The organism is Streptomyces sp. NPDC000348 (assembly GCF_042898795.1).
Lineage (GTDB): Bacteria > Actinomycetota > Actinomycetes > Streptomycetales > Streptomycetaceae > Streptomyces.
The window spans coordinates 1-11381 of record NZ_JBIAZD010000030.1 but is presented as its reverse complement, the minus strand read 5'-3'; the positions used below and the strand labels follow the sequence as shown (position 1 = coordinate 11381).

At 69.9% G+C, this 11381-nt stretch carries 11 protein-coding genes and 6 pseudogenes; 6 read left to right on the top strand and 11 right to left on the bottom strand.

Annotated features, from left to right (window positions below; translation table 11 throughout):
* Positions 1 to 30: 30 nt before the first annotated feature.
* From ACFY3N_RS34610 to ACFY3N_RS34590, 5 pseudogenes are all read right to left on the bottom strand, one after another.
* Positions 31 to 742, bottom strand: a pseudogene (locus ACFY3N_RS34610) (IS256 family transposase); the annotation flags it as partial.
* Between the two features lie 38 nt (positions 743 to 780).
* Positions 781 to 954, bottom strand: a pseudogene (locus ACFY3N_RS34605) (ISL3 family transposase); the annotation flags it as partial.
* A gap of 371 nt (positions 955 to 1325) precedes the next feature.
* Positions 1326 to 1457, bottom strand: a pseudogene (locus tag ACFY3N_RS34600) (transposase family protein); the annotation flags it as partial.
* Positions 1458 to 1626: 169 nt separating this feature from the next.
* Positions 1627 to 2130: pseudogene (locus ACFY3N_RS34595) on the bottom strand (transposase); the annotation flags it as partial.
* Between the two features lie 153 nt (positions 2131 to 2283).
* Positions 2284 to 2445, bottom strand: a pseudogene (locus ACFY3N_RS34590) (hypothetical protein); the annotation flags it as partial.
* An 88-nt stretch (positions 2446 to 2533) separates the two neighbouring features.
* Here ACFY3N_RS34590 and ACFY3N_RS34585 point away from each other — a divergent pair.
* Together ACFY3N_RS34585 and ACFY3N_RS34580 are read left to right on the top strand one after the other, a co-directional pair.
* Positions 2534 to 3121 (top strand): ALF repeat-containing protein, encoded by a 588-nt coding sequence (locus ACFY3N_RS34585; protein ID WP_390820764.1) that lies wholly within the window; start codon positions 2534 to 2536, stop codon positions 3119 to 3121.
* A 227-nt stretch (positions 3122 to 3348) separates the two neighbouring features.
* Positions 3349 to 4125 (top strand): hypothetical protein, encoded by a 777-nt coding sequence (locus ACFY3N_RS34580; RefSeq protein ID WP_390820763.1) that lies wholly within the window; start codon positions 3349 to 3351, stop codon positions 4123 to 4125.
* A 431-nt stretch (positions 4126 to 4556) separates the two neighbouring features.
* On the opposite strand, the gene ACFY3N_RS34575 is transcribed toward ACFY3N_RS34580, so the two are convergent.
* Positions 4557 to 5042 carry a hypothetical protein gene (locus ACFY3N_RS34575; protein WP_390820762.1) on the bottom strand — a complete coding sequence of 162 codons (486 nt, stop codon included), beginning with the start codon at positions 5040 to 5042 and terminating at the stop codon, positions 4557 to 4559.
* 127 nt (positions 5043 to 5169) lie between these two features.
* Here ACFY3N_RS34575 and ACFY3N_RS34570 point away from each other — a divergent pair, with 127 nt between their 5' ends.
* On the top strand, positions 5170 to 6513 hold the full coding sequence (locus ACFY3N_RS34570; protein ID WP_390820761.1) for a hypothetical protein: 1344 nt from the start codon (positions 5170 to 5172) through the stop codon (positions 6511 to 6513).
* Between the two features lie 294 nt (positions 6514 to 6807).
* Here ACFY3N_RS34570 and ACFY3N_RS34565 read toward each other — a convergent pair whose 3' ends face one another.
* The 4 genes from ACFY3N_RS34565 to ACFY3N_RS34550 form a co-directional block, all read right to left on the bottom strand.
* Positions 6808 to 7194: a fic family toxin-antitoxin system, toxin component gene (locus ACFY3N_RS34565; RefSeq protein WP_390820760.1), complete on the bottom strand. Its 387-nt coding sequence runs from the start codon at positions 7192 to 7194 to the stop codon at positions 6808 to 6810.
* Positions 7191 to 7490, bottom strand: a complete 300-nt coding sequence (locus ACFY3N_RS34560; RefSeq protein ID WP_390820759.1) for a DUF1778 domain-containing protein — start codon at positions 7488 to 7490, stop codon at positions 7191 to 7193. The genes ACFY3N_RS34565 and ACFY3N_RS34560 overlap by 4 nt, the downstream gene beginning before the upstream one ends.
* 512 nt (positions 7491 to 8002) lie before the next feature.
* Positions 8003 to 8641: a DUF6461 domain-containing protein gene (locus tag ACFY3N_RS34555; protein WP_390820758.1), complete on the bottom strand. Its 639-nt coding sequence runs from the start codon at positions 8639 to 8641 to the stop codon at positions 8003 to 8005.
* 427 nt (positions 8642 to 9068) lie between these two features.
* Complete coding sequence (locus ACFY3N_RS34550) at positions 9069 to 9224, bottom strand: hypothetical protein (RefSeq protein ID WP_390820786.1); 156 nt, start codon at positions 9222 to 9224, stop codon at positions 9069 to 9071.
* On the opposite strand from ACFY3N_RS34550, the pseudogene ACFY3N_RS34545 reads away from it, so the two are divergent.
* Positions 9208 to 9745: pseudogene (locus ACFY3N_RS34545) on the top strand (Tn3 family transposase); the annotation flags it as partial. The gene ACFY3N_RS34550 and the pseudogene ACFY3N_RS34545 overlap by 17 nt on opposite strands.
* Before the next feature lie 45 nt (positions 9746 to 9790).
* On the opposite strand, the gene ACFY3N_RS34540 reads toward ACFY3N_RS34545, so the two are convergent.
* Positions 9791 to 10396 carry a helix-turn-helix domain-containing protein gene (locus ACFY3N_RS34540; RefSeq protein WP_390820783.1) on the bottom strand — a complete coding sequence of 202 codons (606 nt, stop codon included), beginning with the start codon at positions 10394 to 10396 and terminating at the stop codon, positions 9791 to 9793.
* A gap of 200 nt (positions 10397 to 10596) precedes the next feature.
* On the opposite strand from ACFY3N_RS34540, the gene ACFY3N_RS34535 reads away from it, so the two are divergent.
* Both ACFY3N_RS34535 and ACFY3N_RS34530 read left to right on the top strand, forming a co-directional pair.
* On the top strand, positions 10597 to 10905 hold the full coding sequence (locus tag ACFY3N_RS34535) for a transposase (protein ID WP_390820757.1): 309 nt from the start codon (positions 10597 to 10599) through the stop codon (positions 10903 to 10905).
* Positions 10902 to 11381 (top strand): IS3 family transposase (locus ACFY3N_RS34530; protein ID WP_390820756.1); only part of this gene is annotated, 480 nt, incomplete at its 3' end. The genes ACFY3N_RS34535 and ACFY3N_RS34530, both read left to right, overlap by 4 nt.

The following is an 11381-nucleotide window of genomic DNA, read 5'->3' as shown; positions in this document are numbered from 1 at the left end:
TAGTGAACGGTGGAACTCGGTCGGTTTTCTTCAGCGGCGTCCGGCGGTGAGCCGGCCGTCGAAGGCGATGTCGAAGGCTTGGAGTGCGGCCTTCCAGCGCATGGTCCAGCGTTTGCGTCCGGTGCCGGTCGGGTCCGGGCTCATGACGGCCAGGTAGACGCATCTGAGGGCGGCCCGGTCGGTGGGGAAGTGTCCCCGGGCCCGGACGGCCTTGCGGATCCGTGCGTTGACGCCCTCGATCGCGTTGGTGGTGCAGACGATCCTGCGGATCTCCACGTCGAACCGGAGGAAGGGCACGAACTCCGTCCAGGCCGCCTCCCGGAGCCGGACGATCGCCGGATACTTCCCGCCCCAGGCGTCGGTGAACTCCACGAACCGCTCCAGCACGACCTCCTCGGTCGGCGCGGTGTCGAGGGGCCTGAGCGCCTTCGCGCTCTTCTCCCAGTCCTGCCGGGCCGCATAACGAAAGCTGTTCCTCAGCAGGTGAACGACACAGGTCTGGACGATCGTCGCAGGCCAGACGGTGTTCACGGCGTCCGGGGGCCCGGTCGGACCGTCGCAGACCAGCATCAGGACGTCGGCCGCGCCGCGGTTCTTGATCTCGGTCAGGACCTGGAGCCAGCACTTGGCGCCCCTCACCGCCGTCGCCGAGCCACCAGCCCAGGATGTCCCGGTGCCCCTCGGCGGTGACTGCCACCGCCATGTAGACCGGACGGTTGGCGACCTGCCCGTCCCTGACCTTGGTTCTGTCGACGATCTTGTGATCCGGTGGGTTGGGGCTCATCGTGTGAGCAGAACGCGTTTGCGAAGGAGATCAAGGCTGGCGCGGCCGAACATCTGGCGTTTCAGCATTTTCAGTCGGTTGACGTTGCCCTCGACGGCACCGGAGTTGTGGGGCAGGGACAGTCCGTTGCGGACGGCGTCGAAGTCGCGGCGGAGGTTGCGGGCGAAGCCCGCAAGCGGAGCCAGGCAGCCAGGTCCTCCCCGTCGCGGCCGTCGTAGAGGTGCAGCGGCCGGTGGGTGGCCATGTCGATCAATACCGTGCCGTAGTGGCGGCCCTTGCGGAAAGCGAAGTCGTCGACGCCGAGGATCTCCACCTTGCCGATTTCCGGCTCGGGCAGGGATCTGACCAGTCGCAACAGCGTGTCCCGGCCTATGGTGAGGCCGACCGCGGACGCCAGTCGGGCTCCTGCCCGGCCGGCCAGGGCCAGCCCGATCTGCGTCAACATCTCGCGCGGCAGCGGGGTATGCCGACTGTGCGGGGTGGCCAGTCCCAGGACCTGCTCGGCGAACGTCACCGCCGTGCAGGCAGGGTTCTCGCAGCGGAAGCGGCGGACGCATAACTCGATCACGACACCGAGCCCGCCAACGGCGACATCACGCAGCCTGCGTACGTACCGACCGTGCACCCGGGTCGAGCTCTGGCCGCACCGGCAGGCCTCAGTCGTCGCCCGCACCCGCGCTCTCAGTACTACCTGGTCCGGCCGTCGTTCGACCTCCTCGATCAGCAACGCGGACAGGTACGGAAACAGCTCGAGGAGCACATCACGAGAGCACGCGATGCATGATCGCGAACAGGCGGAGCGACAAGCTCATCCGTCCGGATCACAAGATCGTCGACAGAACCCGAATCTTCACGTTGATGGCATCCACGAAGACGACCGGATAGATGCGATCGAGCGGGCGGGCCTGCCATTCCGCCATGCCCTCCATCACCGCGTCGGTGATCGTGGAAATGGTCTGCTTGGACACCTCCGCGCCGTACACCTCGGCCAGATGAGCCGATATCTCCCCGTGCGTCAGCCCCTTCGCGGACAGCGAGAGCACCATCTCGTCGGCACCGGTCAGCCGACGCTGCCGCTTCTTCACCAGTTGCGGCTCAAAGGTGCCGGCGGTGTCGCGGGGCACCTTCACCTCGACCGGACCGACATCCGCCGGCACGGTCTTCGACCGGGTGCCGTTCCGGGAGTTGCCGCTGTTCCGGCCCGCCACGTCGTGCTTGTCATAGCCGACGTGGTCGGTGATCTCGCCCTCCAGGGCGGACTCCAGCACCCGCTTGGTCAGCTGCTGCAGCAGCCCTCCCTCCCCGGTCAGCTGCAGCCCGTCGGAACGGGCACGGCCGACCAGCATCGAGATCAACTGCTCGTCCGATACCGCCTCCGCGGCCGACTCGACGACCGGTTCCTCCACCTACTCGTGCTCGCTGATGGTCTCGCTCATGTCAGGCGTCTCCTTGATCATCGGATCCGTCGTCTATGGGACACTTCCCCGGCTCGCACGACAGTCCAGGCCGGTCTCGGCACCGTCGTTGGTGACGAACACCCCGCCGTGCTGGAAGGGGTTCATCGTTCCCGGGGTGACGTTGAGGTACGGGTCGAGCTTCTGCATCACGATGCGCAGACCGCAGGCCTTGAGCAGCAGCGACCGCAGCGGGGCAACTGCCATTGTCAGACCCAGGTGGCAGCATCACCGAAGTGAACGCCCTGAGGCGTCCTCAACTCACCTCCGTAGCAAACGAAGAGGAGCATTCCCCTTGCGGCTGCATCGCGTAGCGCCCGGCATCGCCGTGGCCATCCTCGCCCCGGCTCTCCTGCTCGCCACCCCGTCCTTCGCCGCCACGGCGGCACCGACCGCGGTGACGGTGCCCGCGGTGTCCTCGTCCGCGGACGAGCCGGACGCCGACGACCTGAGGGTGGCCATAGTCCGTATCCTCGCCGACCCGGGCAGCGGCCGGCGTGTGACACGAGAAGCCAACGCCCTCCTGGACGCCAACGACCCCGAGGCGATGCGCGCCTGGCTGGAGACCGGCTACCGGATCGCCCAGGCCGAGGACGACCGCGTCGCCATCACGCGCCTGCTCGCCGACCCCGACAGCGGCCGGCGCGTCATCGCCGAGGTCAACGCCCTTCTGGACGCCAACGACTCCGACGCGATGCGCGCCTGGCTGGAGACCGGCTACCGGATCGCCCAGGCCGAGGACGACCGCGTCGCCATCGCCCGCATCCTCGCCGACCCGTCCATCAGCCCGGCCCTGCGCGCGGCAGCCAACGCCGCCCTGGACGACAACACACCCGAAGCACTGCGCCACTTCCTGGAAGTCGGCAGGTACCAGGTCGCCTGACCGGCACGGTGCCGCACCACAGCACGTCGCCCGGGTGGCACCCCCTGCCGCACGCCCGGTCGCCGAAACGCCGAGAATCCGGGCGGGGCCGCCTGCACCTCTGTGTGCCGGCGGTCCCGCCCGGCAGGCCCTGTGCCGGCTCGGCGCCCTCCGCAGAGCTCTGTGGTCTCGCCGCCCGGTGCGGCATGGGCCACTGACACCTCCGACAGCAGAAAGCACATTCTTCGATGACCACACAACCCCTACGCACCGAGCGCAGCGGTCCGCAGACCGCTTCCGTCGTGACCGACCTGCCGTTCAAGCCTCAGCTCGTCAAAGCGGTGTTCAGGGACGTGACCTCGTTGCACGTCTCCCGGCCGGCCGCGTGGGCCGCCGCGTCGGTGACGCGGACCGTGCTGACGGAGATCATCGACGGCGCGAGAAGCGCAGCGGCCGAGGAGGCCAGGAAGAGACTGGTTCCCAAGGACCTCATCTCGGCGATCGACCGGAACGTCGAGGTGGAGGTGGGATCGGCGTGGTACCTGCACAGCCCGACCTTCCACGGCCTGATGGGCGAGGTGCGCAACGCCGATGGTGCGCTCGTGTCTCTTCGTGAGCGCCGCGGGGCGCGTACACCGAGTGGTGTGGCTGGCGCCCACCGGTTCGAGGCCGGGGTGAGAAGGCTGCTGAGGAGCCGGGGAGCGAGGGCGGTCCCGGCGATGGTCCGCGACCTGGACGGAATCGCGAGCGTGTTCCTGACAGCCCTGGCCCGGGACGCGGCCAAGGTCGTCCGGGAGGGCGGGGTCAAACGGTTCGGGACGGTCAGTCTGGTGGTGCCGGGCGAGCCAGCCCCGGCCCCGCTGCTCAAGGACCCCCTCCTCGCCCTGTCCACCCGCCGCGGGGACGGGCGGACTGTTGGCGGGGACGACGTCCTGGCCGCCGTCACGATGCAGCTGTTCGGCGATCTCAGACAACGCGCCATCACCGAGGCAGCCGAGATGACACGGAACACGTCGGCCAACTGATCGGGCCCGCCCCTGCGCTCTGCCCACTGCGCACGGTTCCCACGTGTGCGCGGCTCCCGGAATCCGCCGCCCGCATTCGGCTCCGCTCGGCTCGCGAGCACGGGCTCGTCGCATGGGCGCGGACCGCCGGCCGCAGGCACCCCACGGGGAAGACTGAACCGCTCCGGGTCTGATGGAGGCTCTGATGTGCCCCGGGTCTGGTGGTGTGTGATCCGCCGTCGTGGTTTGCGCGGTGTGCTGACCTGTGTGGTTGGGGTTGTGGCGGTTCGTGGGCGGGGCGGGCCGCTTCTGCGGCGGGGCGGTGGTGTGTGACCTCTCCAGGTCTTGTCCGCCACAGCCCCGCCGTGGTCGGCGGCTGCCTCGTCGGCACCGGCCTGTCCCTCGCCGTGCAGTCGTCAGAAGATTCCGAAGAAGCGGTGCCACCAGGTGGGTCACTGGACATGCCGGGGCAGCCGGCTCGGTCCGGCGTAGTCGCACTCCAGTAGCTCCTCGGGCACGATCGTGTATCCGAGGTCGGCCAAAGTCCCGCAGACCTTGTCCAGATCCGCAGCGTCCAACTCGCCCTCCGCTTGTGCTTCCCCGGTGCCGAGGAAGGCGCCGGGGTCGTCGGCGCAGACCAGCGCCAGGGAGCCGAACTTGCTCACGCAGACGACGATCCGGGTTCCGCACACCGTCGCCTCTGGTGGCACGGTGACCCGCCCGTACTCACTGGAATCCTGTGCATCCCGCTCACTGACACACGGTGTGGCGAAGTCGTCCTCAAGGCGGGCCACGAGGTCGTTGAACAATGCGCCGGTCTCACCACGGTCGTAGTCCCGGGGCCGCTCCAGCCACTCGGGGTCATCGAGCTGGCGCAACATGGCCACCAGTTCCGCTTCGTGCTTCGGCACGCCCAGATCCTGGCGGATCAGCAGCAAATCTCACCAGCCCGACATCACCCATTCACATTCAGCAGGGCCAGTTGGCGGCGCCGGGATCGGCACGGCGCCGTGTCAGTGCCGTGCCGTAGGTTGCCGGGTATCAGGCGTTCCCGGCGGCGAGGGGATGAGGGTGCGCAGGCCAGTTGAGGGCGAAGTCCACGTGCACTACGGCCAGATCCACGTCGAGAGTGATCCGGACAGCTTCGGCCCGGACCTCCGGGAGTCTTTTGCCGGGCAGAGCGCCGGGCTGTGCGGGGCCGCGGTACCGGGCGCGCTGTGGTTGTCGACCGGGCTGCACACGGGCAGCGTCGGCTTCACCGTCGAGGTGCACGACCAGGCCCCGCCGCTGGATCCGGCGTGGGAGGACGTCGTGGAGGCGTCCTTCCGCCCGGTCTCGGCCGGCAGCGCTCTCGTGCAGTGGGCGGGGGAGGCCTCCTGGGACCTCGGCCTGGAAGAGACGGACTACCGGGTGCGCTACTGCGCCCGGGGCATGGACGAGGCACACCGCCAGGACACCCGGCTGGACGACGAGCCGGAACTGGACCGCTACTTGCTGCAGTTCTGGCCCGCTCCCCCCGCACCGGACCGCGTCCTGAAACAGACCTCGGCGACTGCCGCGTACTGGCACAACTACGCCCGTCGGCAGCCCCCTCCACCCACACCGGCCGAACGCGCCGAAGCCGAACGCCGGGCCCGCCTCGCGCGGGAGCAAGCCGAGGAAGAACGCCGGCTCGCCCACGAACGGTGGCAGTGGGGCGGACGAACGCCGAGCCGCGCCCTGCGCGAGGTCGGTGGCAACGTGCGCGGCCTGCTCGCCTTCGACCCGGCCCTCGTCCACGCCATCGACGCCGCCACACCCGAGACCCAGCGGACAACAGCGCTGCTGGCCGCACGCCGCGCCTGTGAGGCGGCCGGACTCACCGGCCTCGACTGGATCGCCGCAGGTCTCACCGCCCTGGCCGAGGGCCGCCCGCTGCCACCACCCCTCCACGATCCGGCCCAGGCGTGGCGGGCTCTGGAAGCAGACCCACGTGTCCCCGACAGAACCGTCGGCCGGGCCGTTCCGCCCAAGCAGCCCCCCTTCCAGCCACCCGCCCGCAATGACGCGCACACGCCGATGCCCAAGCCCACCTCGCTCCCGCGGATCACAGGTCCCGCGGCCGCCCTCGTGAAGCCGCCGGACCGTGCCGCACCACCGACACCGCAGCCCGGGGAAACGATGCCGCACACGATGAGGGTCACGTTCGGCGAGCCGGACCCGTCCCTGCGGATGTCCCAGCCCCACATGGCCCTGCCCGCGCTGCTCGGCGCCGCCGAAGCCGACCCGCTCCAGGCGGCCCTGGACGCGGCGTACGCGGCCGTGACCGCCTACGGCGAGGACTACCGAACCCTCCTGCAAGAGATCCGGTCCGCCTGCCAGGAGCTGCGAAGGAACACCGGCCGCGGCCCCGTGCCGCCGGTTCCATGACCCTGGGACTGCCCCGCACCGGCCCGGTACGGGGCACTCCCCGCCGGCCGGGAGCCTGGGACATACGGCACGTTCCCGGGGGATGAGTCTCGCGGTGTGCCAGCCGCGCCCACCCGAACCGTGCGCTCCTGCGCAAGGCGGCCACGTTCGATGCCTCGCCCGCGGCGCCGGGGGACCGGCTCGATGACGTGACGCGGTGAGTGCAGCACGATCACAAGCAGGCCGATCCGCTGTCGCTGGACAGGTGCATCATCGACCTGGCCAGTCCTGACTTGCCGGGGACCGGCTGCTGGGTCAGGTGGCAGTCCAGTCGCGCAGTTGCCGGGCGATCCGGGCGACGCCGAGCGCTCCCGAGGCGGCGTCGCGTACCAGCGCGACGGCGGCCTTGGGCGGGTAGTCGAGAGCATGCGCGTTGAGGGCCAGATAGGCCTCGGTCGCGTGCCAGGCGAACGCCTCATTCGAGTGCTCCAGGCACGGCAGCTTCGCCAGGGTGTGCAGCAGGGCGGCGGCCTTGAGGTGCAGCGATCCGTAGATGTCCCGCTCCATCACCCGGGCGTTGACCCGGGTGACGGCCGCATACAGCGGCCCCAAGTCGTCGACCTGCGGATCACCCTCGAGCAGCTCGGCGGCGTGCAGCAGGAATGTGACGTCGAGCGGGTGGAGCGGTTCCGGCTGGATCACGCGGCGTGGCCCCGCTCCTGGTGCTGTCCGAGTTCCCGCTGTGCTTCCTGCTCGGCCGCACGCTGCTCGGCGCTGGGGTCCAGACTGCTGGGATCGGCTGCAAAAGCCGCGCCGCTGCGGGCCATGGACGCCTGGAAACCGTCCAGGAACTTCCGCTCGACGGCGGTCGCCCGGTCGTAGGCGGCCGAGAGGATGTACTCCTGCATGCTGACCCCCGCCTGCTTGGCGGCCGCCGCGATGGCCGCCCGCTGCGCGGGGTCAGGAAAACGCAGATTCATCGCCTTGGGATCCGACATGGCACCGACGGTACCAGCGGTACCATCCGGATGTCACGATGCTATTCCACGCAGGAGGGCCCGGCCGAGACCTCAGGACTCCCGCCCTGCAAGGACTCAGTCCCAGGGAACCGCCGTTCCGTGACCTGGGTGGGACGTTCGTCGCTGTCCGGGTGGTGCCGCCCCTTTCTGTCGGGCTGTGATGGCGCCCGGCCGAGTGCCGCGTCAGCTCACGACTGACGCGGACAGGCAGGTCTCAGACGCGCCGCGTCACTCACAGCGTTCCGCCGTGCGGTCCCGGCTGCTCGACCGGTGCAGGATCGTGGGGCCGGCCGGAAGAACGGCACCGCCCATGACCTCACCCCACCCGCGAAGGCGCCCCCAACGGCGCAGCGAGATCCCTCGTGGCCTGCACCAGGCTGAGGGTCTGCAGCAAATCCGGGACGCTCTGCCGTCCGTACCCGACTCCCGCACCGTGACGCCCGCTCCGGGCCCGGCCGGTGACGGCGTGACGCCCGAACTGCTGACGCTGGTCACCTACCACCGGATGAGATTATCGGCAAGCGCACCGTTGGCAGCGGCCCTGCCACTTCCTGCGGATTTACCGCCAGGCCGAACTCGCTCTCGACCGCTTCCAGTGCGGCAGCCGGGCTGGAGAAGTCGTCATCCGGCTCGTCCAGGAAGAAGCCGACCCGCTCCAGGGCCTGGTTGAGCCGGTCCGGTTCCTTCCCGGACGCCGGGTCGAACCTCCCCCAGTCGAACAGGGCGAGGATCTCCCCGTCGCGGGCGTGCGCCACACGAACGGGACCGTCGAGGAACTTCCACACGGACACCGCTTCCGTACTCCTGGACAGCTCCTTGAGCACCGGCTTCCTGAACGGGACACCCATCTGCGGAAGCGCATCGAACACATACGCCCAACCCGCCCCTTCCGGGCAGCACACCCGCACCGCCCAGCTGTCCGGGCCGAAGTGCTCAGCCACACCGTCGATGGGATACCGGGGCAGCGGATCCGGGCCAACGGCACCCAGCCTGGCCAACACGTCCGCCTCCCCCAGACCCCGGACCGCGGCCACACAGAACCACTCGTCCCCCAGCACATCGAACAACGTGGAAGCCATCACGACCCACGCCTTCCCGGTCAGTATCCGCCTGGCGGCCGCCGACGCCACGACACCCGCCTGAACTCCCGGTGACGAACGCTGACGTCATCCAAAGCCGTATGTCAACCGGTCTCGGAACGTGCGGGTGGCGGTCTACTGCTACAGCAGGCTGGCCGCCATCGGTTTACCAGCGCGCATGAGACTCCGTGCGGGCCGCCTGGAGCATCGCTGACGAACAGGAGGCTTGTCAGCGGCATCTCCCGCGGCAAAGTCCCGCGCCGTACTGAGGGCCCATGGGACGAGTCGTGCCTGGCCCTCATGGGCGCCGTCACGCAGACCGATCACCGCTTGCGGGGACTGATTGCGGGCGGTGCCGGGTCGCGGCCCGGCACGGGACGACCTGTTCCACCACCGGCCGCTCATGACCACGCCACACCTGCACCACCCGCCGTCGATGATCACGGCCCGCCCGGAGCCGAGCCGGTAAGGGCCCAGGTCAGATCACTCCGAGGAGTCCGTTGCCGCCGAGGAGGGTGTTCTCCCGCTGGGAGAAGCCCACGGAAGGGGCGATGATCAGGTAGCTGCCTCGGGTGGTGGCTCCGCCCGTGCCCCCGGGCAGGACCCATACCGCCCCCGTCGCTGGGGCGCTCATCACGAACCAGGTCCGGGCCTATGACCTGTTGCGGATGTGCGGCCGTGAGGGCCACCCCACCCCGCTGGGGTCGCGTTCGCCGAGTACGGGCGGATCGACACGACCATGCACCTACTCGCCCGGGTCGACCCGGTGGACGGCGCCTACCGGCGGCTCATGAACCGGCAGCTGACCGTGCAGGAGTCCCGCCCCGACTGGCCCGCGCGATGTGCCACGGCGGCCGGGGCCAGATCCGACGGGCTTACTGCGAGGGCCAGGAGGATCAGTTGGCCAGTCTGGGTCCCGTTCTCGACGCCGTCGCGCTGTGGAACACCCGCTACTTGGACGCTGCTGTTGCCCAGCTCCGCGCCGAGGGCCACGACATCAAGGACGAGGACGTCGCCAGGCTCTCCCCGCTCAAGGACAGGCACATCAACTTCCTGGGCCGCTACCTGTTCAGCATCACCGCCGGCGGCCCCGACCGGGGCCTGCGCCCCTTCCGCGCCCCCGACGCTGCTGAGGACGACGAGGAAGAGGCCTGACATCCTGGGCGTATCCGGGACGCCAGGCCGTTCGTTCGCTGCTTGCTACCGGGCCCTGGGGCCGGGGGCGGGCGGGGTGCGCGGTCGCAGGCGCTCTCCCTGCGGCCCGAACATGATCAGGTACTCGACCGGGCCGCCGGGGCCGACGTTCGCGACCCCGTGGGGATTGCGGGTGTTGAACTCGACGACGTCCCCGGCCCTCAGGACGAGGTCCTGGTCGCCGAGTGCGAGCCACAGCCGCCCGTACAGGACGCACAGCCATTCCCAGCCGTCGTGGGAGACCTGCCGGGGCCGCGCGGGCGGTTCCTGGACGGCGGATAGGACGTGTTTGTGGGCGTGCAGGCCCCCGACGTACCGGGTCAGCGGTAGCACTGCCTTGTCGTCGCCGAAACGCTGGAGCGCGGAGGTGCGGGGCTCGGCGGCGGGGGCGGTGCCGGCCAGCTCGTCCAGGGAGACGCCGTATTCCTTCGCCAACTGCAGCACCACTTCCAGGGTGGGCTTGCGCCGGCCGGTCTCGATCCGGGACAGCGTGCTCGGGGAGATGCCGGTCGCGCAGCTGACGCCGGTGAGCGTGGAGCCGCGGTGTTCGCGCGCGGCCCGCAGCCGGGGGCCCATCGCCGCCAGGATGTCGGCCACGTCGTCGCTTGTCACCCGCTCTGCCCCCTTGCGGACGTGCCGCTCCACCATCCTGTCCTGCAAGTTTGCCAGAGTGGCAAGGGTAATCGCGGTGGACGGTCGCTGCGCCGCATGATCGATGCGTACCTGCCTTCACCCGCGAAACTGAGGTTCCCCCGGGATGCGGGGGGTGGTGACAGCAGGTCAGATAGGACTCACAGAGAGGAGCCCTGTTGATGCCTGCGCCGAGGAAGTACCCGCTGGAGTTGCGTGAGCGTGCGGTGCGGATGTACCGCGCCGCGGAGCCGAAGCCCGTGATCCGCCGCATGGCCGAGGAGATCGGTGTGCACCACGAGGCCCTGCGCGGCTGGATCCGCCAGGCCGAGGCCGACGCCGGCGAACGCGACGATCTGCTCACCAGCGACGAACGCGCCGAGCTGGCCGCGCTGCGCAAGGAGAACACCCAGCTCAAGCGGTCGAACGAGATCCTGCGGACGGCCTCGGCTTTTTTCGCGGCACAGCTCGACCCGACCCGGTCCAGGTGACGGCGCTCTTCGACGAGCACCCTCACCTGGAGGTCGAGCCCACCCTCCGGGAACTGCACATCCCCTCATCCACCTACTACCGCTGGCGCCAGGCGAGGAAAAAACCGTGCGAACGGCGCCGCCGGGACACCGAGCTGACCGGGCGGATCCAGCAGATCCACACCGACTCCGGCGGCATCTACGGCTCACCCCGCGTGCATGCCGTCCTGAAGCGCGAGGGTGTCCACGCCGGCCGCAAACGAGTCGAACGGCTCATGCGCGAAGCCGGCCTCGCCGGGATCAGCCCCCGCCGGACGGGCAAGGGCTTCACCCGCCGCGCCCCGGACGCCGACCCCGCCCCCGACCTGGTCAGGCGCGACTTCACCGCCGACGGACCGAACCGGCTGTGGGTCACCGACCTCACCATGATCCCCACCGGCGAGGGACCGCTGTGGCTGTCGGCCATCAGAGACGCGTTCTCCCGCCGGGTCGTGGCC

What these genes read in the sequence shown, in the direction of transcription:
- ACFY3N_RS34580 (WP_390820763.1), top strand. Translation starts at nt 3,349, where the DNA reads ATGACCACACAACCCCTACGCACCGAGCGCAGCGGTCCGCAGACCGCT.
- ACFY3N_RS34570 (WP_390820761.1), top strand. Translation starts at nt 5,170, where the DNA reads ATGAGGGTGCGCAGGCCAGTTGAGGGCGAAGTCCACGTGCACTACGGC.
- ACFY3N_RS34560 (WP_390820759.1), bottom strand. Translation starts at nt 7,490, where the DNA reads ATGTCGGATCCCAAGGCGATGAATCTGCGTTTTCCTGACCCCGCGCAG.
- ACFY3N_RS34550 (WP_390820786.1), bottom strand. Translation starts at nt 9,224, where the DNA reads ATGAGCGCCCCAGCGACGGGGGCGGTATGGGTCCTGCCCGGGGGCACG.
- ACFY3N_RS34535 (WP_390820757.1), top strand. Translation starts at nt 10,597, where the DNA reads ATGCCTGCGCCGAGGAAGTACCCGCTGGAGTTGCGTGAGCGTGCGGTG.